The organism is Streptomyces sp. NPDC050743 (assembly GCF_044456925.1).
Lineage (GTDB): Bacteria > Actinomycetota > Actinomycetes > Streptomycetales > Streptomycetaceae > Streptomyces.
Genome location: NZ_JBITGJ010000036.1, coordinates 22,110 through 41,133, shown reverse-complemented (window position 1 = coordinate 41,133; position 19,024 = coordinate 22,110). Strand labels below are relative to the sequence as shown.

General features: G+C 73.0%; 12 protein-coding genes and 2 pseudogenes. 5 read left to right on the top strand and 9 right to left on the bottom strand.

The features are described 5' to 3' along the window. Positions 1-33: 33 nt before the first annotated feature. The 4 genes from ACIBJF_RS29140 to ACIBJF_RS29125 all read right to left on the bottom strand — a co-directional run bounded on the left by ACIBJF_RS29140 (position 34) and on the right by ACIBJF_RS29125 (position 5,575). On the bottom strand, positions 34-1,500 hold the full coding sequence (locus ACIBJF_RS29140; protein ID WP_399178122.1) for an NCS2 family permease: 1,467 nt from the start codon (positions 1,498-1,500) through the stop codon (positions 34-36). Between the two features lie 208 nt (positions 1,501-1,708). Then, complete coding sequence (locus tag ACIBJF_RS29135) at positions 1,709-4,093, bottom strand: xanthine dehydrogenase family protein molybdopterin-binding subunit (RefSeq protein ID WP_399178120.1); 2,385 nt, start codon at positions 4,091-4,093, stop codon at positions 1,709-1,711. A 1-nt stretch (position 4,094) separates the two neighbouring features. After that, positions 4,095-4,682 (bottom strand): (2Fe-2S)-binding protein, encoded by a 588-nt coding sequence (locus tag ACIBJF_RS29130; protein WP_399178118.1) that lies wholly within the window; start codon positions 4,680-4,682, stop codon positions 4,095-4,097. Beyond that, on the bottom strand, positions 4,682-5,575 hold the full coding sequence (locus ACIBJF_RS29125) for an FAD binding domain-containing protein (RefSeq protein ID WP_399178116.1): 894 nt from the start codon (positions 5,573-5,575) through the stop codon (positions 4,682-4,684). Before ACIBJF_RS29125 ends, ACIBJF_RS29130 begins: the two co-directional genes overlap by 1 nt. A gap of 343 nt (positions 5,576-5,918) precedes the next feature. Here ACIBJF_RS29125 and ACIBJF_RS29120 point away from each other — a divergent pair, with 343 nt between their 5' ends. Then, positions 5,919-7,592, top strand: coding sequence for a PucR family transcriptional regulator (locus ACIBJF_RS29120; RefSeq protein WP_399178114.1), 1,674 nt, complete (start codon positions 5,919-5,921; stop codon positions 7,590-7,592). A gap of 167 nt (positions 7,593-7,759) precedes the next feature. Continuing rightward, complete coding sequence (locus ACIBJF_RS29115; protein WP_351806454.1) at positions 7,760-8,527, top strand: hypothetical protein; 768 nt, start codon at positions 7,760-7,762, stop codon at positions 8,525-8,527. A gap of 652 nt (positions 8,528-9,179) precedes the next feature. On the opposite strand, the gene ACIBJF_RS29110 is transcribed toward ACIBJF_RS29115, so the two are convergent. Continuing rightward, positions 9,180-9,980 (bottom strand): GntR family transcriptional regulator, encoded by an 801-nt coding sequence (locus ACIBJF_RS29110; RefSeq protein WP_399178112.1) that lies wholly within the window; start codon positions 9,978-9,980, stop codon positions 9,180-9,182. A 449-nt stretch (positions 9,981-10,429) separates the two neighbouring features. On the opposite strand from ACIBJF_RS29110, the gene ACIBJF_RS29105 reads away from it, so the two are divergent. Beyond that, complete coding sequence (locus ACIBJF_RS29105; protein WP_399178110.1) at positions 10,430-11,479, top strand: DUF2637 domain-containing protein; 1,050 nt, start codon at positions 10,430-10,432, stop codon at positions 11,477-11,479. A gap of 121 nt (positions 11,480-11,600) precedes the next feature. On the opposite strand, the gene ACIBJF_RS29100 is transcribed toward ACIBJF_RS29105, so the two are convergent. The 3 genes from ACIBJF_RS29100 to ACIBJF_RS29090 form a co-directional block, all read right to left on the bottom strand. Beyond that, positions 11,601-12,074, bottom strand: coding sequence for an ATP-binding protein (locus ACIBJF_RS29100; protein WP_399178108.1), 474 nt, complete (start codon positions 12,072-12,074; stop codon positions 11,601-11,603). Positions 12,075-12,373: 299 nt separating this feature from the next. Then, positions 12,374-14,116 (bottom strand): pyruvate dehydrogenase, encoded by a 1,743-nt coding sequence (locus ACIBJF_RS29095; protein WP_399178106.1) that lies wholly within the window; start codon positions 14,114-14,116, stop codon positions 12,374-12,376. Positions 14,117-14,143: 27 nt separating this feature from the next. Continuing rightward, positions 14,144-15,706 carry a protein phosphatase 2C domain-containing protein gene (locus ACIBJF_RS29090; protein WP_399178104.1) on the bottom strand — a complete coding sequence of 521 codons (1,563 nt, stop codon included), beginning with the start codon at positions 15,704-15,706 and terminating at the stop codon, positions 14,144-14,146. A 438-nt stretch (positions 15,707-16,144) separates the two neighbouring features. Between ACIBJF_RS29090 and ACIBJF_RS29085 the strand changes: the two are divergent. Together ACIBJF_RS29085 and ACIBJF_RS29080 are read left to right on the top strand one after the other, a co-directional pair. Next, positions 16,145-17,124, top strand: a pseudogene (locus tag ACIBJF_RS29085) (helix-turn-helix domain-containing protein). 76 nt (positions 17,125-17,200) lie between these two features. Then, positions 17,201-17,680: pseudogene (locus ACIBJF_RS29080) on the top strand (DUF456 domain-containing protein); the annotation flags it as partial. Positions 17,681-17,688: 8 nt separating this feature from the next. Here the strand turns inward: ACIBJF_RS29080 and ACIBJF_RS29075 are convergent. Beyond that, complete coding sequence (locus ACIBJF_RS29075) at positions 17,689-18,894, bottom strand: GDSL-type esterase/lipase family protein (protein ID WP_399178103.1); 1,206 nt, start codon at positions 18,892-18,894, stop codon at positions 17,689-17,691. Positions 18,895-19,024: the final 130 nt, after the last annotated feature.

Genomic DNA, 19,024 nt, shown 5'->3' with positions numbered 1-19,024 from the left:
TAACGGGTTCGCGTGGATGGGACGTTCGACCGGCTAGTGCACGCCCAGCAGGGCCCGGATCGGATGCAGGGAGAAGTAGACGAGGAAGAGCACCGTCAGCCCCCACATGAAGGGGCCGATCTCCCGCCACTTGCCCTGGGCGAGCTTGATGACGACGTAGGAGATCACACCGGCGGCGACACCGGGGGTGATCGAGTACGTGAACGGCATGATCACGACGGTCAGGAAGACCGGGATCGCGACGGAGCGGTCCCCCCAGTCGACATGACGGGCGTTCATCATCATCATCGCGCCGATGGTGACGAGGGCGGCCGAGGCCACCTCGCGCGGCACGATCGCCGTGATCGGTGTGAAGAAGAGGCAGAGGGCGAAGAACCCGCCGGTGACGACCGAGGCCAGTCCGGTACGGGCGCCCTCGCCGACGCCGGTCGCGGACTCGACGAACACGGTCTGACCGGAGCCGCCCACCGCACCGCCGATGGCGCCGCCGGCGCCGTCGATGAACAGCGCCTTGGACAGGCCCGGCATCCGCCCCTGGGAGTCGGCGAGGTTGGCCTCGGTGCCGATGCCGATGATGGTCGCCATCGCGTCGAAGAAGCCGGCGAGCACCAGCGTGAAGACGATGAAGGTGACCGTCATGTAGCCGACGTCGCCCAGGCCGCCGAAGGACACCTTGCCTATGAGCGAGAAGTCCGGCATCGACACGGCGCTGCCGTGCAGCGCGGGGCTCTCGCCGTTGGCCCAGCCCTTGTCGTCGACGAGGCCGGCCGCGTTGACGATCAGCGCGAGAACGGTGCCGGTGACGATGCCGATGAGGATGGCGCCCGGAACGTTCCGGGACTGGAGCGCGAAGATCAGCAGGAGCGTGACGGCGAAGAGCAGGACGGGCCAGCCGACGAGCTCACCCCCGTTGCCCAGCGTGACCGGGGTCGCCGTGCCGGCGTGCACGAACCCGGCCTTGACCAGGCCGATGAACGCGATGAACAGACCGATGCCCATCGTGATGCCGTGCTTGAGCGGCAACGGGATCGCGTTCATGATCATCTCGCGCAGACCCGTGACCACCAACAGCATGATCACGACGCCGTAGGCGACGCACATCGCCAGGCCCTGGGCCCAGGTCAGGTCCTTGGTGCCCATGACCAGACCGGCCAGCACACCGGAGACGGAGAGTCCGGCGGCCATGGCGAGCGGCACCTTGCCGATCCAGCCCATGAGGAGCGTGGTGAACGCCGCGCCGAGCGCGGTGGCCGTGATGAGGGCCTTCTGACTCAGGGAGTCGCCGGACTTGTCCGCGCCGCTGAGGATCACGGGGTTGAGCAGAAGGATGTACGCCATCGCCATGAAGGTGGTGACGCCACCGCGCACCTCGGTCGCGACGGTGGATCCTCTTTCGGATATGTGGAAGTACCGGTCGAGCCACGACCTGCCGGCCGGCGGACGCGAACCCGCGCCCGCGTCTTCGGCGGTGGTCGTGGGCTCCACTGACTGCTGGGTCATGGTGCCATCTCCCAAGGTTCACAGGGGCACCCGTGCTACCGCCCTGAGCGGCCACGGGATTTGGGAATGGACGACCCGGGGGACGGCCCGAGACGAACGAATTTCCTGGTACTTCAAGGACCGCGAGCGGTGCGGAACTCAAAGGGTTCCTCCGGGCGGCGCGGCGGAGTGTGTGACGTTCCCTCACGCCGCCCGGAGAGCTGGGGTGTTACGCGGTCCCCGTCAGGTGCTCGGGCCGCACCGGCGTGCGGTTGAGCTCCAGCCCGGTCGCGTTGCGGATCGCCGCGAGGACGGCCGGGGTGGACGACAGGGTCGGGGCCTCGCCGATGCCGCGCAGCCCGTACGGGGCGTGCTCGTCGGCGAGTTCGAGCACGTCGACCGGGATGGTCGGCGTGTCGAGAATCGTGGGGATCAGGTAGTCCGTGAAGGAGGGGTTCCTGACCTTCGCGGTCTTCGGGTCGACGATGATCTCCTCCATCACCGCCACGCCCAGGCCCTGGGTCGTACCGCCCTGGATCTGGCCGATGACGGAGAGCGGGTTGAGCGCCTTGCCGACGTCCTGGGCGCAGGCCAGCTCGATGACCTTGACCAGGCCGAGCTCGGTGTCGACCTCGACGACCGCGCGGTGCGCGGCGAAGGAGTACTGGACGTGGCCGTTGCCCTGGCCGGTGCGCAGGTCGAAGGGCTCGGTCGGCCGGTGCCGCCACTCCTCCTCGATCTCCACGACCTCGTCCCCCAGGACGTCGACCAGGTCGCCGAGGACCTCGCCGCTGTCGGTGACGACCTTGCCGCCCTCCAGCAGGAGTTCCGCGGTCGCCCAGGCCGGGTGGTAGGAGCCGAACTTGCGTCGGCCGATCTCCAGGACCTTCTCGCGGACCAGCTCGCAGGCGTTCTTCACGGCGCCGCCGGTGACGTACGTCTGCCGGGAGGCCGAGGTGGAGCCCGCGGAACCGACCTGGGTGTCGGCGGGGTGGATGGTCACCTGGGTGACGCCGAGCTCGGTGCGGGCGATCTGCGCGTGGACGGTGACACCGCCCTGGCCGACCTCCGCCATCGCGGTGTGCACGGTGGCGACCGGCTCGCCGCCCACGACCTCCATGCGCACCTTGGCGGTGGAGTAGTCGTCGAAGCCCTCGGAGAAGCCGACGTTCTTGATGCCCACCGCGTAACCGATGCCGCGTACGACGCCCTCGCCGTGCGTGGTGTTGGACAGACCGCCGGGCAGCTGCCGTACGTCGGCGCCCTCGCTGGACTCCCACTGGCGCTCCGGCGGCAGCGGCATCGCCTTGACGCGGCGCAGCAGTTCGGCGACCGGGGCCGGGGAGTCGACCGGCTGCCCGGTCGGCATGACGGTCCCCTGCTCCATGGCGTTCAGCTGCCGGAACTCCACCGGATCCATGCCGAGCTTCTTCGCCAGCTTGTCCATCTGCGCCTCGTAGGCGAAGCACGCCTGGACCGCGCCGAAGCCGCGCATGGCGCCGCAGGGCGGGTTGTTGGTGTAGAGGGCGATGGCCTCGATGTCGACGTCGTCCACCACGTACGGGCCGACCGACAGCGACGAGGCGTTGCCGACGACCGCCGGGGAGGCGGAGGCGTAGGCGCCGCCGTCCAGGACGATCCGGCACTTCATGTGCGTGAGCTTGCCGTCCTTGGTGGCGCCGTGCTCGTAGTACAGCTTCGCCGGGTGCCGGTGGACGTGCCCGAAGAAGGACTCGAACCGGTTGTAGACGATCTTCACCGGCTTGCCGGTGCGCAGCGCGAGCAGGCAGGCGTGGATCTGCATGGACAGGTCCTCGCGGCCGCCGAACGCGCCGCCGACGCCGGCCAGCGTCATGCGCACCTTCTCCTCGGGCAGGCCGAGGACGGGCGCGATCTGGCGCAGGTCGGAGTGGAGCCACTGGGTGGCGATGTAGAGGTGGACGCCGCCGTCCTCCTCGGGCACGGCGAGGCCGGACTCGGGGCCGAGGAAGGCCTGGTCCTGCATGCCGAAGGTGTACTCGCCCTCGACGATCACGTCGGCCCGCGCGCGGGCCTCCTCCACGTTGCCGCGGACGATCGGCTGGCGGTGCACGACGTTGGGGTGCGGGACGTGCGCGAAGTGGTGGTCGTCGCGGTTGTCGTGGACGAGGACCGCGTCCGGCGCGAGGGCCGACTTCTCGTCGGTGATGACCGGCAGTTCGCGGTACTCGACCTTGATCTTGGCGGCGGCGCGGCGGGCCGTCTCCGGGTGGTCGGCGGCGACGAGCGCGACCGGCTCGCCGTGGTGGCGTACCTTGCCGTGCGCGAGGACCGGGGTGTCCTGGATCTCCAGGCCGTAGCTCTTCACCTCGGTGGGCAGGTCGTCGTACGTCAGGACGGCGTACACGCCCGCCGTGGTCAGGGCCTCGGAGGTGTCGATCGAGACGATCTCGGCGTGGGCGACGGTGGAGCGCAGGATCTGGCCCCACAGCATGTCCTCGTGCCACATGTCGGACGAGTACGCGAACTCGCCGGTGACCTTGAGGGTGCCGTCCGGGCGGAGCGTGGACTCGCCGATGCCGCCCTTGGTCTGGGAGCCCTGCGTGATCTTCGTAGGGGCGCCGTTGGCCAGCATGTCAGACCTCCTCGGACTGGCGGGCGGCCGCCAGGCGGACCGCGTCCATGATCTTCTCGTAGCCCGTGCAGCGGCACAGGTTGCCCGACAGCGCCTCGCGGATGTCCGCGTCGGACGGGTTCGGGTTGCGCTCCAGGAGTTCGTCGGAGGCGACGAGCAGACCCGGGGTGCAGAAGCCGCACTGGACGGCGCCGGCGTCGATGAAGGCCTGCTGGATCGGGGAGAGTTCGGTGCCCTCGCCGGTCTGCGAGTCGGTGCCCTTGGCCTGCCACTGCCGAGCGTCCTGGAGGGTCGTACCGGTACCGCAGGCGCCGCTCGCGCAGCCGCCCTCGGCGCGCTGCTTGGCGTAGTCCGCGAGGCCCTCGACGGTCACCACGTCCCGGCCCTCGACCTGCCCGGCCGCGACCAGGCAGGAGCAGACGGGCACGCCGTCGAGGCGCACGGTGCAGGAGCCGCACTCGCCCTGCTCACAGGCGTTCTTCGAACCCGGCAGGCCGAGGCGCTCGCGCAGGACGTACAGCAGGGACTCGCCCTCCCAGACGTCGTCGGCCTCCTGCGGACGTCCGTTGACGGTGAAGTTGACGCGCATTACGCAGCTCCCTCTGATGCGCGGCGGGCGCCGCGGTACGACTCCCAGGTCCAGGTGAGTGTCCGGCGGGCCATCACGCCGACCGCGTGCCGGCGGTAGCTCGCGGTGCCCCGGACGTCGTCGATCGGGTTGCAGGCGGCCGAGCACAGGTCGGCGAACTGCTTGGCGACCGACGGGGTGATGATCTTTCCGTTGTCCCAGAAGCCGCCCTCCTCCAGGGCCGCGTTCAGGAACTCCTCGGCCGCCTTGGCCCGCACGGGCGTGGGCGCGGCCGAGCCGATGCCGGTCCGGACCGTACGGGTCTCGGGGTGCAGGGCGAGGCCGAAGGCGCACACGGCGATGACCATGGCGTTGCGGGTGCCGACCTTGGAGTACTGCTGCGGTCCGTCGGCCTTCTTGACGTGGACGGCGCGGATCAGCTCGTCGGGCTGGAGCGCGTTGCGCTTCACGCCCGTGTAGAACGCGTCGATCGGGATCAGCCGGGTGCCGCGGGCCGCCGACTCCACCTCGACCTCGGCGCCCGCCGCGAGCAGGGCGGGGTGGGCGTCACCGGCGGGCGAGGCCGTGCCGAGGTTGCCGCCGACGCCGCCGCGGTTGCGGATCTGCGGGGAGGCGACCGTGTGCGAGGCGAGCGCGAGGCCCGGCAGCTCGGCACGGAGATCCTGCATGATCCTGGTGTACGGGACGGAGGCGCCCAGCCGTACGCTCTCCTCGCCGACCTCCCACTCGTAGAGGTCGCCGATGCGGTTCAGGTCGAGGAGGTACTCGGGCCGGCGGTGGTCGAAGTTGATCTCGACCATCACATCGGTGCCACCCGCAATCGGCACAGCGGTGGGGTGCTCGGCCTTCGCGGCGAGCGCCTCCTCCCAGCTGGCGGGGCGAAGGAAGTCCATGACCGGCTCTCTTCTTCGTCTCGTGGGTCGTACAGATTGAGCCAATCCGTGTGCGGCGGGCGCGGCTCGTTCATGTGCTGTTAACGCGGAGTGGACTCAGTACACCGCTCCGTGCTCCGACGGGGTCAGTCACCGAAACCATGAAGGAGTTGGCTGGCCACGGCGGGCATCTTGTAGATTCGTATGAACGGAGGTCATCGGTAACCTCTCCGTTTTCCTCGAGAAACGCAGGAAACAGCCGGAGGACCGCCGAACGCGTCCCCGGGCGTCACTCTCCGGGTGGCTCCCCCGTCACCCTCCAAGATCCATCGTAGGTTTCGAGACAAAGAACGGCGGCGACGAGATGCGGCTGCGCGCACTTCTGGACACCGATGCGCTGGGCCTGCGGCTGCTCGGCGGCGAGGAGGAGCTGGACCGGTCGGTGCGCGGCGTCATGACCACGGACCTGCGCGACCCGAGCCGCTATCTCTCCGGGGGCGAGCTGGTGCTGACCGGCCTCGCCTGGCGCCGGGACGCCGCCGACTCCGAGCCGTTCGTACGCATCCTGGTGCAGGCCGGGGTGGCGGCGCTCGCCGCCGGTGAGGCGGAGCTGGGCGATGTGCCGGAGGACCTGGTCCTGGCCTGCGCCAAGCACCGGCTGCCGCTGTTCGCGGTGCACGAGTCGGTGGCCTTCGCCACGATCACCGAGCACGTCGTACGGCAAGTCTCCAGCGAGCGCGCCGGGGACCTGGCGGCCGTGGTCGACCGGCACCGGCGGATGATGACCTCCGGCCCGGCGGGCGGCGGCCCGGACGTGGTCCTCGACCTGCTCGGCACCGACCTGGACCTGCGCGCCTGGGTGCTCGCCCCGACCGGCCGGCTGATCGCCGGCTCCAAGGTGGCGGGCCCGGCGCTGCCCGCGGACCTCTGCGCCAAGCTCGCCGCCGAGCACCTGTCGGCCACCCGCACCGGCCGCCGCGGCCCGCACCGCGTCCTGCTGGCCGGCAGCACCTACTCCCTCTTCCCGATCCGCTCCTCCGGCCGTTCCCCGCAGGCCGCCCGCGATGTGCGCGAGTCGGTGCTGTCGGACTGGCTGCTGGCCGTCGAGGCGGACGCCGGCGACTGGCCCGAGGAGCGGCTGGACCTGCTGCAGGGCGTCACCCAGCTGATCGCGGTCGAGCGGGACCGCCGGGACGCGGCCCGCACGGTCCGGCGCCGGCTCGCCCAGGAGGTGCTGGAGCTGGTCCAGACGGGCGCGGCGCCGGCCGAGATCGCCGCCCGCCTGCGGGTGGCCGCCCCGGTGCTGCTGCCCGGGCTCGGCGCGGCCCCGCACTGGCAGGTCGTGGTGGCCCGCGTGGAGTGGGAGGGCGGCGAGGTCGAGGGCGGCCCGGTCGCGCAGTCGCTGCTGGAGGAAGTGCTCGTCGATCCGCAGGCGACCGGCCCCGAGCCGTCCGACCGGATCGCCGTCGCGCACACCGGCGACGAGGCGATCGCCCTGGTGCCGCTGCCCGCGGTCTCCGCCGAGCACGACGGCTCGGAGACCGGGCTGCTGGCCGACTCCCTGCTGCAGTCGGTGCGGGAGACGCTCTCGGCGGGCCTGAACGACGACGGGCGGCTCACCCTCGGCGTCAGCGCGGCCGTGCACTCCGCCGAGGGGCTGCGCGGCGCCCTAGAGGAGGCCCGGCACGCGCGCCGGGTGGCGGCCGCCCGCCCGGGCCGGGTCTGCGCGGCGGGGCACCAGGAGCTGGCGTCGCACGTCCTGCTGCTCCCCTTCGTGCCCGACGACGTCCGGCGCGCCTTCACGGCCCGCCTGCTGGACCCGCTGACGGACTACGACCGCCGCCACCGGGCCGAGCTGATCCCGACCCTGGAGGCGTTCCTGGACTGCGACGGCTCCTGGACGCGCTGCGCCACACGGCTCCACCTGCACGTCAACACGCTGCGCTACCGGGTGGGCCGGATCGAGCAGTTGACGGGACGTGACCTCTCGCGCCTGGAGGACAAGCTCGACTTCTTCCTCGCCCTGCGCATGAGCTGAGGCCCGCGGGGGCGCCCGGCGGCCAAACCCGGTCACGCCCGCACCCCACGACTTTGTGAAATCTTTCACCCACCCTCTTGGCCCGGCCCCGCGATTGGTGCTGGAATGCCGCCACCACTCAACAGCTCGATGGCGTGCTCGGGGAGGGCAACGTGGCGCATACCGCCATGTCTGGTAACGGAACGACCGCCGGTGACGATCCGCTCCAGACCGCGGTATGGCGGTTGCGTTCGCGGGCCTGCTGGGCGGACGCGGCGGCCCTGCTGCCGCCGGACACCCCCGCCACGGGTCTGCAGCGGGCCGCGCTGCTGGTCGAACGGTGTCTGTACACCGAGCGGGGCTGGGAGGACGCAGAGGACGCCCTGCGGACGGCGGAGGCGCTCGCGCACACCGACGAGGAGCGGGGGGCCGCCGCCTGCGAGCGCGGCCAACTCGCCTACACGGCGACGCTGCACGGCGTCCGGGACCGCGCGGACGAGGCCCGGGCCGCGCTGGGGCGGGCGGCGGCGCTGATCCCGCCGGGGGCGCCGGGCCGGGCCCTGCTCGACTTCCGCCGGGGCCTGATCGCGGAGAACCTGACCCGTTCCCCGCAGGCGGCGCGGGCCGCGTACCGCCGGGCCCACGCGGGAGCCACGGCGCACGCCGACCCGCTCCTGCTGTCCTTCACCTGGCGCCACCTCGCCGGACTCGCCCTACGCGACGGCGAGTTGACCGAGGCGCGCCACGGCTTCGCCGAATCGCTGCGGATCCGCGAGGAGTTGGGCTACCTGGTGGGCACGGCGCCCGCGCTGGCCTCACTGGCCGACGCGGAGACCGAGCCGGAGGCCTCGCGGCTACGGGAGGAGGCCCGGCGATTGTTCCGGCTGCTCGGGGGCGTACCAACCTGGCTGGCACGGCAGTTGACTCCACCGGCTCCGGGGGTGGCCACGGCGTAGGGACGCGGGTGCGAGCTCGTCGCCGGGCGCGCGCGGGTGGCAGCCGCGCGAACGGCCACGCCGCCGACCCGGGGGTGACCACGGCGTAGAGGCGTGGGTACGGGCTCGTCGCCGGGTGCGCGCGGGTGGCAACTGCGCGAACGGCCACGCCGCCGACTCCGGGGGTGACCACGGCGTAGAGGCGCGGGTACGGGCTCGTCGCCGGGTGCGCGCGGGTGGCAGCCGCGCGAACGGCCACGCCGCCGACTCCGAGGGGAGCCACGGCGTAGAGGCGCGGGTGCGAGCTCGTCGCCGGGTGCGCGCGGGTGGCAGCCGAGCGAACGGCCACGCCGCCGACTCCGAGGGGAGCCACGGCGTAGAGGCGCGGGTGCGAGCTCGCCGCCGGGTGCGCGCGGGTGGCAGCCGAGCGAACGGCCACGTCACCGGCTCCGAGGGTAACCACGGCATAGGGCGCGGGTGCGAGCTCGTCGCCGGGTGCGCGCGGATGGGAACCGCGCGAACGGCCACGTCACCGGCTCCGAGGGTAACCACGGCATAGGGCGCGGGTGCGAGCTCGTCGCCGGGTGCGCGCGGGTGGCAGCCGCGCGAACGGCCACGTCGGACCCGCACCCCGAAGTCGTCCCCGGACCCCGGTGGCGCCCGCCCGGCGCTCTCAGCCCCCGCCGGCGAAGTGCCCGGACACCAGGCCCCGCACCACGTCCACGTCCCCGGCGATCAACGCGTCCAGCAGCGTCATGTGCTCCGCCGCGTCCGCGACCAGGTACGCTCGGCCCCGCCGGACCGGTGACCACTGCGAGCGCCGGTGGAGATCGGAGGCGATGCGGACCAGCTGCTCGTTGCCCGCCGGGGCGAGCAGGGCGCGGTGGAAGGCGCGGTCGGACTCCGCGTACGTCGCCGGGCAGCCGGTGGCCGCCGCCCGTGCCGTCTCCTCCGCGAGCGGACGCAGTTCGGCCCACCGCTCAGCCGGCACGCTCCGGGCGAGGCGCAGCATCACCGGCAGCTCGATGAGCGCACGCACCTCCGCCAGCTCGGCCAGTTCCCGCGCCCCCCGCTCGACCACCCGGAACCCGCGGTTGGGCACGACCTCGACGGCGCCCTCCAGGGCGAGCTGCTGCATGGCCTCCCGCACAGGCGTGGCCGAGACGCCGAACCGCTCGCCGAGCACCGGCGCCGAGTAGACCTCGCCGGGCTTCAGCTCCCCGGTCACCAGCGCCGTACGCAGCGCGTCCAGGATCTGCCCGCGCACCGAGGAGCGCTGCACCGCATGCCGCGGGTCCGGAATCGGCCGCTCACTGTGCGTGTGCTCACCCCGCGCGGTGGGCACGGCGGTGTCCCGCTCGCGGAAGCCGTCGGGGCCGTCCGCCGCGCGCGGCTGCACGGGCACCCGGGCGGCACCCGGCGGCATCCCGCGCGGCGTCCCCGCACCGGCGGAGCCCTGCGTGCTCTGCTTCACGGGTCCTCCTGGCAGCTTGTCGGCACTTGGGTCATTAACGACCGGTTGTCTCCGGTCCGTCAAGCACCTTAGGCGCCCGAGGCGACAGTTCAAATTCCGAACGGGCTGAATAAGGTTTGCCTTGCCTAAGCCGTTCAGGATCCGCGCCATTCGGCCGGGCCCGGGTCCACTAAGATCATCGGAGATGGTGCCACCCGCCCGCGGACGGCCCTCGGACAGGTGATTCACAACTTCCTCACGAACCACGGGAACTTTCCGAGGAACCACCGGTACAGGTACTCTTCTTCGAACTCAACTCCCGCCCCTCAAGCGGCAGTTCGAGCAGAACGCCGCCCTGGGCATCCCCTTGCACTTCCTTGGCGGCCTCTTGCCCCGAAACCCCCTGAGGGCCGTCGGGAGTGGGCCACTATGGCGGGCGTTACGCCCTATCCCAATGCAAGGGACCCCTGATGAGACTGACCGACATATCGCTGAACTGGCTGCTTCCGGGCGCCGTACTGCTCCTGGGAATGCTGGCGGCGGTGGCGGTGCTCGCGCGCGGCAAGCGCTCCTCCGGGGAGAACGCGAGCGCGGACGACTCGTGGGAGCGCAGCGAGGAGCGCCGCAGGCGCAAGGAGGCCATCTACGGCACGGCCTCCTACGTGCTCCTGTTCTGCTGTGCGGCGGTCGCGGCCGCCCTGTCCTTCCACGGCCTCGTCGGCTTCGGCGAACAGAACCTGGGGCTGACCGACGGCTGGCAGTACCTCGTGCCGTTCGGCCTGGACGGCGCGGCGATGTTCTGCTCCGTCCTCGCGGTGCGCGAGGCCAGCCACGGTGACGCGGCCCTCGGCTCCCGGATACTCGTGTGGATGTTCGCCGCGGCGGCGGCCTGGTTCAACTGGGTGCACGCGCCCCGGGGCGCAAGCCACGCCGGCGCGCCGCAGTTCTTCTCCGGTATGTCGCTGTCGGCGGCCGTGCTGTTCGACCGTGCGCTGAAGCAGACCCGCCGGGCCGCGCTGCGCGAGCAGGGCCTGGTGCCGCGTCCGCTGCCGCAGATCCGCATCGTGCGCTGGCTGCGGGCCCCCCGCGAGACCTACCGGGCCTGGTCGCTGATGCTCCTGGAAGGCGTGCGCAGCCTGGACGAGGCGGTCGAGGAGGTCCGCGACGACAGGCGGCAGAAGGAGGAGCAGCGGCAGCGCAGGCGCGAGCAGCAGCGCATCGAGCGCGCCCAGCTGAAGGCCATCAGCCGGGGCCACCGCGGCTTCGTCAACCGGGGCGGACGGCAGGTCGAGGTGGAGGTGCAGGCGGTGGAGCGCGGGTCCGCCCAGGCGACCGCGGAGCCTGCCATATCGACCGCGGAACAGCTGCCCGTACGCGCCCGCCCCTCCCTGCAGCCGGTCCGCAGCGGGTCCGCTGAGCAGGTGGCCGTCGACCTCACCGCCGAGGACGACACCATGGCCCTGCCGCGCCTGGACTCCCTGGAGCGCAAGCTGAAGGACCTGGAGCAGCAGTTCGGCTAGGACCACCGCCGCTCATGACGGGCCGGGGGCGTGACCACACGGGTCACGCCCCCGGCCCGTTTCCCGCCCTGTCCCGTTTCGGGCGCCGGCGCCGCCACGGCGGCAGAGCCGTCGCGGAGCGTCACGCCGCCTCGGCGCCCAGTTCGAACCACACCGACTTGCCCACCCCGTGCGGCCGTACGCCCCAGGCGTCCGCCAGGGACTGCACCAGCACCATGCCCCGCCCATGGGTGTCGTCGTCCGAGTCCGGGCCAATCAGCTGCGGTCTGCGGGCCACGAAATCCCGTACCTCCACGCGCAGTCCGCCCGGCTCCACGACCGCCGTGAGGACCGCGTCGTCGTCGGTGTGGACGAGCGCGTTGGTGACCAGTTCGCTGGTGAGCAGCTCGGCGATCTCCGAACGGCCCGGTTTGCCCCAGTGCCGTAGCAGTTCGCGCAACTCCCGGCGCGCCTCGGGCACCGCCTTGAGATCGGCCCGCCCCAGCCTGCGCCGGAGCCGGTGCGCGTGTTCCGTGATGGTGCCGGCCTCTTCCCCCGTCGTCGCCGAGGAGCCCCCGACGACCGCGGGACCGCCCCCTCGTGCCTGACTCTTCATGACCCCCGCCCGCACGCCGCTGGACCCTGCCCCTCCTGGTCGAACACGTTCACGGAGGATGCTTGCCCAGCACGCACACAGGCAGTCATCACACATGCCCGATGACCGGCGGTTCGGCCACGGCCTTACGGCGTACGGGCCGGCCACCGGTCCCCGTCGGACCCGGGTGGCCGGCTCCTCTCAGGGCCCTGGGCGCCACGGACGCCCCGGGACGGCAAGGCAGATGCGCCCGGCACCGGCCGTCGGCACACCGTCACACGCCGTGAAAGTGGCCGAAACCCGCCCCTTCGCCTCCGGGTTCAGGGGCGCGGCACGTTGCGCAGGTTGGAGCGGGCCATCTGGACCATACGGCCGACGCCGCCGTCCAGCACCATCTTGGAGGCGGACAGGGCGAATCCGGTGACCATCTCCGCGCTGATCTTCGGCGGGATGGACAGGGCGTTGGGGTCGGTGACGATGTCCACCAGGGCCGGTCCCTTGTGCTTGAGGGCGTCCTTGAGCGCGCCGGCCAGCTGTTTGGGCTTCTCCACCCGGATGCCGTAGACACCGCAGGCGCGGGCGACGGCGGCGAAGTCGGGGTTGGTGTTGGCGGTGCCGTAGGAGGGCAGCCCGGAGACCAGCATCTCCAGCTCGACCATGCCGAGGGAGGAGTTGTCGAACAGCACGACCTTGACCGGCAGGTCGTACTGCACGAGCGTCAGGAAGTCGCCCATCAGCATGGAGAACCCGCCGTCGCCGGACATGGAGACCACCTGCCGGCGCCGGTCGGTGAACTGGGCGCCGATCGCCATGGGCAGCGCGTTCGCCATCGAGCCGTGCGAGAAGGAACCGATGATCCTGCGGCGCCCGTTCGGCGAGATGTACCGCGCAGCCCACACGTTGCACATCCCGGTGTCGACCGTGAACACGGCGTCGTCGTCGGCGACTTCGTCCAGGACGGCGGCCACGTACTCGGGGTGGATCGGGACGTGCCTGTCGACCTTGCGGGTGTACGCCTTGACCACGCCCTCCAGCGCGTCGGCGTGCTTCTTCAGCATCCGGTCGAGGAAGCGCCGGCTGGTCTTCTCCTTCACCCTCGGGGTGAGACAGCGCAGGGTCTCGCGCACGTCGCCCCACACGGCGAGGTCCAGGCGGGAGCGGCGGCCGAGCACCTCGGGCCGTACGTCGATCTGGGCGATCCGCACGTCGTCGGGCAGGAAGGCGTTGTACGGGAAATCGGTGCCGAGCAGGATCAGCAGGTCGCACTCGTGGGTGGCCTCGTAGGCGGCGCCGTAGCCGAGCAGTCCGCTCATGCCGACGTCGTACGGGTTGTCGTACTGGATGAACTCCTTGCCCCGCAGCGCATGCCCCACCGGAGACTTGATCTTCCCGGCGAACTCCATGACCTCCGCGTGCGCGCCCGCCGTGCCGCTGCCGCAGAAAAGGGTCACCCGGTCCGCCGCGTCGATCATGTCCACGAGCGCGTCGATCTCGGCGTCGCCGGGCCGGACGGTCGGCCGGGAGGTGACGAGGGCGCTCTGCGCGGCCTTCTCCGGGGCCGGTTCGGCGGCGATGTCACCGGGCAGCGCGACCACGCTGACACCGCTCTGCCCGACCGCGTGCTGGATGGCGCTCTGCAGCAGCCGGGGCATCTGCTTCGGGCTGGAGATCAGCTCGCTGTAGTGGCTGCACTCCTGGAAGAGCCGGTCGGGGTGGGTCTCCTGGAAGTAGCCGAGGCCGATCTCGCTCGACGGGATGTGGGAGGCGAGCGCGAGCACCGGGGCCATGGACCGGTGCGCGTCGTACAGGCCGTTGATCAGGTGCAGGTTGCCCGGGCCGCAGGAGCCGGCGCAGGCCGCCAGCTTCCCGGTGATCTGCGCCTCGGCGCCGGCCGCGAAGGCGGCGGTCTCCTCGTGGCGTACGTGGATCCAGTCGATGGCTGCGTTGCGGCGGACGGCGTCCACCACCGGGTTGAGGCTGTCCCCGACCACGCCGTAGAGGCGGCGCACACCGGCGCGGACGAGGATGTCGACGAACTGCTCCGCTACGTTCTGTTTGGCCATGCACCCATGGATGCACAGGGGAAACGGTTACGCCTCCCACACGGCCGCCGCCGTACGGTCGTCGGCGTAGCCCTTCACCCGCACCTGGGCGTCGGCGAGGAACGCGGCGAGCCCCGGCGGGGTGCGGCCGGACCAGCGGCGGGCCAGGTAGGCGCAGAGAGCGGCCTCGCCGCGCAGCGGATCGGCCAGGCCCGCGGTGCACATCACCAGGGCATCACCCGGGCGGGCTACCGAGGCACGGAACCGGAACGGCTCGCGGGGCGGCTCGGGCGCCGGCTCGTACGGGCTCGGCGGGGTGGGGATGCCGAAGTCCATGGTGAGCCGGTCGCCCTCGGGGGTCTCGGCAAACGTTTTCGCCGGCGCGGAGCCGAAGCCGACAACGGAGCCGCCGGTGGTGTCGGCGGGTGACACCTTCGGCTCGATGTCCTGCCACGCGCCGTCCCGCAGCCGGAACAGGCCGCCGTCGCCCACGCCGAAGAACACGCGCGTACGGCAGTCGGGGTCGGCGGGCACCAGCAGACAGCGCAGGCTCGCCGCGTACTCCTCCGGGTCGAGGCCCTGTTCGGCGGCGCTCGCGCGGAGCCTGCCGAGGCTGCGGTCGGTCAGCCGGTGCAGACCCGACTTCAGGTCGCCGCGCCGGGATGCCCGGATGTCCTCCACGAGCCGGTGCCGACTGCGCCCCACGGCCTGCCCGATCCACCGGCACGCCTCGGCCGCCGCCAGATGCGCGCCCGGGGTGCCCCGCACGCCGGTCGCCATCGCGACCAGCACCAGCGCCTGCTCGCCCGTGCCGAACCGCGCGATGAGCAGCGAGTCCCGGCGCGGCTCACCCCGGTACCGCGCCGAGTCCCCGCGCAACGACACGGCCCGCAGCGTGCAGGCCCCGTACCGGGCACCGTCCAGCACGGTGTCCGCGACCAACTCCTCCAGCCCGTCCGGATCGGCGACCGGCAGCGCGGTGGGCTCGGGGTCGTAGGTGGGCGGGCCGGAGCCGACGTAGTCGACGGCGGAAGGGGGTGCAGGGGCGGGGGAGGCCGAGGCGGGCTCGGGGTCGTGGGCGGCGGCGCCTGCCGTGGGCGTCGGCGCGGCGTGCGCGTCCGGGAGCCGTGGCGGCTCGGGGAGCGAGGCGGGTGCCGACGGGGACGGTTCAGGGCGGTCGGACGCCGGTGCCGCCGACGCGGAGGGGGCGGGGGGTGGCTGCCGGTCGGACGGTGCCGACGGTGCCGGGGCCGGTTCCGGGGGCCTGGTGGCCGGCGGGAACGTCGACCGGGTCGGGGGTGCGGCCGGCGGAGGCTCCCAGGCCGCGCGTTGCGTCGGCACCGCGGGCTCCCGGGACTCCGTTCCCATCGGCCCTCCGGCACCTCGGTCCGCGCCCCCGACACCCAGGTCCGCGTCCCCAGCACCCTGGCCCGAGCCGTCGTCGTCGCTCCACCTGGCCGGCCGGTCCGTCACCGTGTGTTTCGCGGAGGCGAAGCGGTCGTCCAGGGAATCGGGCACGGTCGTGGGTCCCGTGTCCTCGGTGGAGTCGTCGTACAGCTGTCCCCACCAGTCGTCCTCAGGACGGGCGGGCCTTCCCCCCTGCTGGCTCATGCCCCTAATTGTCCACCGCACGGGCTGTATGAAAACGGGGCATCAGGAAAATCCGGCGCACCCGGCCGCGTCGAACGGCGTGTCGGATGAGGGGGCGAACAGCCGTACGAGAGGCGGCAGATGGCCGCCGGGCGGCCCCACCCCCCACGGGAGGACCGCCCGGCGGCGTCCGGATGCCCCGGCCCCGGACCCCCGGGACACCGGTCGGATGGCCGGATTGTGGCTTGGTTTCCTGGGACGCGGCTGTGAATACAGAGCACGGCCCGCGTCCCGCGATGCCGCCACCTTGGCAGGCCCACCTCCACTGCGGCGATGATGTTCCGCGGCGGGTTTGCGCCGTGGCCGGTTCCCGCCAGGCCGGGCCCGTCGTGGTGGCTTGTTGGTGGTGGGTGCCGGGGCCTGGACTCCAGGCCGGTTCCAGGGGAGGGACGTGGGCCGATGCTGGCGGCGATAGGGCTGGACGACACGCACGAGGCGGCGTACCGGGCGCTGTGTCCGTGGGCGCGGCCGACGTGACCGATCTGGCGCGGCGCCTGACGCTGTCCGAGCCGGACGCCGAGCGGGCGCTGCGCCGGCTGGAGCGGCACGGGCTCGCCGCCCAGTCCCCGGCCCGGCCGGGCCGCTGGGTGGCGGCCCCGCCCGGGGTGGCGCTGGGCGCGCTGCTCACCCAGCAGCGGCACGAGCTGGAGAAGGCGGAACTGGCGGCGGCGCTGCTCGCGGAGGAGTACCGGGCGGCGGCGGCCGAGCCCGCGGTGCACGACCTGGTGGAGGTGGTCACCGGTGCCTCGGCGGTGGCCCAGCGCTTTCTGCAGCTGCAGCTGGGGGCGGCGGCGGAGGTGTGCGCCCTGGTGACCGGCAATCCGGTGGTCGTGTCCGGCGTGGAGAACGAGGCGGAGGCGCAGGCGGACGGGCGCGGGGTGCGCTACCGGGTGGTGGTGGAGCGCGCGGTGCTGGAGCCGCCGCACGGGCTGACCGAGCTGACGGCGGCGCTCGGCCGGGACGAGCAGGTGCGGGCGGTGGACCGGGTGCCGACGAAGCTGGTGATCACCGACCGTGCGCTCGCGATGGTGCCGCTGACCTCGCGCACGGCGGAGCCGGCCGCGCTGGTGGTGCACGCCAGCGGGCTGCTGGAGCTGCTGGCCGGGCTGTTCGAGTCGGTGTGGCGGGAGGCGCTGCCGCTGCGGCTGGGGGCGTCGGGGGTGGTCGCGGAGCAGCCGGACGGCCCCGACGCCACCGATCTGGAGGTGCTGTCGTTGCTGCTGGCCGGGCTGACCGACGCGAGCGTGGCCAAGCAGCTCGACCTGGGCCTGCGGACCGTGCAGCGCCGGGTGCGGCGGCTGATGGAGCTGGCCGGGGTGACGACCCGGCTGCAGCTGGGCTGGCACGCGTACGAGCGGGGCTGGGTCACGCGCTCGTAGGCTCCCGGCGGGCCCGGCACCCGTCTGCCGCCGCCCGCCTTCTGCCGTCGCCCGCCTTCTCCTGCACTCTGGGCAGATGGGAGTGTGGGAACTCCTGCTGGTCGGTGTGGTCGTCGCGCTCGGCCTGTGCGGAGTGCTGGTGCCCGGGGTGCCGGGGTCGTGGCTGGTGTGGGCCGCGGTGCTGTGGTGGGCGCTGACGGAGCCCCGGCCATTGACCTGGGCCGTCCTGATGGGGGCCGGCGCGGTGCTGCTGCTGTCGCTGGCGGCCCGCACGGCGCTGCCCCCGCGCCGGGTGCGCCAGAGCGGCGCCACACCGCGGATGGGGGTGTACGCGGGCGCCGGGGCGTTCCTCGGTTTCGTCCTGCTGCCCGTGCTGGGCGCGCTGCCGGGCTTTGTGGCCGGCATCTACCTGCACGAGCGGCTGCGCCTGGGCGGGCACGGCGAGGCGATGGCCGCCGTCCGTACGACGATGCGCTCGGGCGGCTCCAGCGTGCTGACGGAACTGTTCGCCTGCCTGCTGATCGCGGGGGCGTGGCTGGGTGCGGTGCTGGGGGGGCTGAGCGGTCACCGGGGAGCGGTCACGAGGGGGGATCCGGCGAGAGCCCGCCGCACCGTCCCGGCCACCACGGTCATGCCGGCGTCGTTGAAGTGCAGGTGGTCGCCGGGGTCGTAGACGGGAAGGAGGCGGGTCGGGTCGGCCGGGTCGCGCAGGGCGGCGTCGGCGTCGGCGACCGCGTCGAAGGCGCCGCCGGTGCGGATGAAGGCGTTCACCCGCTGCCGTACCGCCTCGCGGGCGCGCATGTAGGCGGAGAAGCCCCGGTACGGGGTGAGGGTGACGCCGACGACCCGGAGCCCCCGGGCGTGGGCGCGGGCGACGAGCGCGCGGTAGGCGTCGGCGTAGGCCGTGACGTCGTCGGCCGTCGGTGTGCCCTTGATGTCGTTGATGCCCTCCAGGACGACCAGGACCCGTGCCCCGGCCCGGTCCAGGGCGTCGGCGTCCAGGCGGGCGAGGGCGCGCGGTCCGGTGCCGTCGCGCAGCAGACGGTTTCCGGAGATTCCGGCGTTGAGGACGCCGAGCCGGTCCGCGCGGACCTGGGCGGCGAGCCGGTCCGGCCAGCGGTGGTTGGCGTCGGGGGTGGACCCGTTTCCGTCGGTGAGGGAGTCGCCGAACGCGACGATGCAGCCCGACGCGGCGCCCCGTACGTCGACGCCGGTGACGTAGTACCAGCTGCTGACGGTTCTGGTGTAGGCGGCGCCGCCTAGGTCGGCGGCCCGGCCCGCGCCGTCCCGGGCGACGTAGCTGGTCTGCAGGGCGGTCTGGTGGTAGGTGGCGGGTCCGCTGTCGTCGGGGGTGTACACGGTCACGAGGAGGTCGGCCGCGGCCGGGACGGACAGCGGCACGGGGTCGGTGACCGTGTCCTGGCCGGGCGGGACGGTGACCGTCGGGGCGCCGTGGAAGGTGGCGGTGCGCAGGGTGCCGGGCACCGCGCCCGGGCCGGCCCCGCGGCGCAGCGCGACGGTGACCGCGCCGAGCCGCAGGGGCGCGGTGCCGAAACGGTTGCCCAGCCGGATGCGCACGGCCGTGCCGCCGACGCTGAGGTGGACGACGTTGCGGATCGCGGCGCCGGGCAGTGCGGGAGCGGTTCCCGACGGCGCGGTCTCCCAGCTGCCCGTCCAGGACGGCCGCGCCGGCTCCGCCACGGCCGACGCGGCCGTGCCCGGCACCATCGCCAGCAGCAGCACCGCGAGGATCCGTCCGGCCCCGGCCATCTCCGCACCCGCCCTTCCCCGTTGCCCGTCGGAGCAGACCGTGCCACAGCGCCGGGCCCCACCACCGCACCCGAGACAGCGGTCCACCCGCTCGGCGCAACGGGGCGCGGGACGGCGGCGGACGACGGGC

Coding starts and splice junctions, on each gene's coding strand:
- ACIBJF_RS29140 (WP_399178122.1), bottom strand. CDS start 1,500: ATGACCCAGCAGTCAGTGGAGCCCACGACCACCGCCGAAGACGCGGGC.
- ACIBJF_RS29105 (WP_399178110.1), top strand. CDS start 10,430: ATGAGACTGACCGACATATCGCTGAACTGGCTGCTTCCGGGCGCCGTA.
- ACIBJF_RS29075 (WP_399178103.1), bottom strand. CDS start 18,894: ATGGCCGGGGCCGGACGGATCCTCGCGGTGCTGCTGCTGGCGATGGTG.
- ACIBJF_RS29125 (WP_399178116.1), bottom strand. CDS start 5,575: ATGGACTTCCTTCGCCCCGCCAGCTGGGAGGAGGCGCTCGCCGCGAAG.
- ACIBJF_RS29135 (WP_399178120.1), bottom strand. CDS start 4,093: ATGCTGGCCAACGGCGCCCCTACGAAGATCACGCAGGGCTCCCAGACC.
- ACIBJF_RS29095 (WP_399178106.1), bottom strand. CDS start 14,116: ATGGCCAAACAGAACGTAGCGGAGCAGTTCGTCGACATCCTCGTCCGC.
- ACIBJF_RS29100 (WP_399178108.1), bottom strand. CDS start 12,074: ATGAAGAGTCAGGCACGAGGGGGCGGTCCCGCGGTCGTCGGGGGCTCC.
- ACIBJF_RS29115 (WP_351806454.1), top strand. CDS start 7,760: ATGTCTGGTAACGGAACGACCGCCGGTGACGATCCGCTCCAGACCGCG.
- ACIBJF_RS29090 (WP_399178104.1), bottom strand. CDS start 15,706: ATGAGCCAGCAGGGGGGAAGGCCCGCCCGTCCTGAGGACGACTGGTGG.
- ACIBJF_RS29130 (WP_399178118.1), bottom strand. CDS start 4,682: ATGCGCGTCAACTTCACCGTCAACGGACGTCCGCAGGAGGCCGACGAC.
- ACIBJF_RS29120 (WP_399178114.1), top strand. CDS start 5,919: ATGCGGCTGCGCGCACTTCTGGACACCGATGCGCTGGGCCTGCGGCTG.